The organism is Mesorhizobium sp. B1-1-5, assembly GCF_006443065.1.
In the GTDB taxonomy this organism is placed as follows: domain Bacteria; phylum Pseudomonadota; class Alphaproteobacteria; order Rhizobiales; family Rhizobiaceae; genus Mesorhizobium.
The window spans coordinates 1-1,290 of record NZ_VFWS01000452.1; the positions used below are offsets into that span (position 1 = coordinate 1).

Below are 1,290 nucleotides of genomic sequence, written 5' to 3' on the forward strand. Positions count from 1 at the left end.
TGAAGATTGCCGTCTCGATCGCGACCTCATTGGTCGTACCGGAATGAATGCGCCCACCGGCGCCGCAATATTCGCCTTCCGTGTTCTCGCGGATGCACAATATATCGAAACCATCACGGCGAAGGGGTCCCTGGACGCCTGGCAACAGCCTGTGCGGCCGTATGTTGGCATACTGCGTGAATCCTTTGCGGATTGGCAGGAGCAGTCCGTGAAGCGATACGGAGTCGGCCACCTTCGCTGGCCATCCCACAGCGCCGAGGTAAATCGCATCGAACTTCCGCAGCATCTCGACGCCGTCAGGCGGCATCATCGCACCGGTTTCCAGATAGTAGGCGCACGACCATGCAAATTTCGTAGGATCAAGGGCGAAACCGCCTCGCTTTGCCGCCGCCTGCAGCACCTGCCATCCCGCCTCGGTCACATCCTTGCCGATGCCGTCGCCGGGAATGAGCGCTATCGTGTAAGCCTTCATTGAGATCCTCCTGGAGACCGATGGGCACCGAAGGTCGCAGCTTGCTCAACATTGCAGCGACATTCGGCATCTCGTACCTGGTTTCATCGGAACAATAGTCGACAGAGCGCCGCATTTTTCGCCGAGAATGAGCCGCCCGGCCGCGTCGAATCGCGTCGGGCGGAACCTGGAAAGTCGATTGTTCTGGAACCGCCGCGCGCGCTATTCGGCCGGACCTTGAGCGTTGAGCTCAGTCGTAAACGCTGACGTAGATCTTGCGCACGGTTTCGATCGTGCGCCAGACGCCGACAAAGCCGGGCTTCATCACGAAACTGTCTCCGGTACGGTAAGTCTTGGTCTCACCGCCCTTCTCCTCGATCTCGCCGAGACCCGAAACGATGTGGCAGAATTCGCAGGTAGTGCCCTTGATAGAATGCGTCTCGCCGGGCGTCGCCTCCCAGACGCCGGTCAGGACCTTCTCGCCTTTCGAGGCATCCTGCGCCCACGTCTTGAAGGATGGATTGCCCGAAATGAGCCGCTCTGGAGTTGGCAATGCCTGCTTCGGCGCGAAGGCTGGATCTGTGTCGATCGTGATCAGAAGTGACATGTCATGTTTCCCTGTTAGTAGCCGAGTGTCCGATCGACGAGGCCGATCAGTTCTTCCCCGGCGCGGTGGCGCCGGATATTGTCCACGACGGATTGCGCCGCGGAATCTGCTTGCGTTACGGAAGCGATGTGCGGCGTGATCATCACCTTCGGGTGCCGCCAGAGCGGATGGCCGTCCGGCAGCGGCTCGGGATCGGTGACATCGAGCATTGCGGCATCAAGGTGCCCGCTAT

The 1,290-nt window shown here is 60.1% G+C and carries 3 protein-coding genes; all 3 read right to left on the reverse strand.

Translation table 11 applies throughout. The features are described from left to right. Window positions 1–472, reverse strand: a 472-nt coding sequence (locus tag FJ980_RS32295; protein WP_246676675.1) for an isocitrate/isopropylmalate family dehydrogenase, incomplete at its 3' end; no start/stop codon positions are given. Between the two features lie 229 nt (window positions 473–701). Further along, window positions 702–1,058 (reverse strand): cupin domain-containing protein, encoded by a 357-nt coding sequence (locus tag FJ980_RS32300; RefSeq protein WP_140547529.1) that lies wholly within the window; start codon window positions 1,056–1,058, stop codon window positions 702–704. Between the two features lie 14 nt (window positions 1,059–1,072). Further along, on the reverse strand, window positions 1,073–1,290 hold a 218-nt coding region (locus FJ980_RS32305; RefSeq protein ID WP_281406361.1), incomplete at its 5' end, for an NAD(P)-dependent oxidoreductase.

Coding starts and splice junctions, on each gene's coding strand:
- FJ980_RS32300 (WP_140547529.1), bottom strand. CDS start 1,058: ATGTCACTTCTGATCACGATCGACACAGATCCAGCCTTCGCGCCGAAG.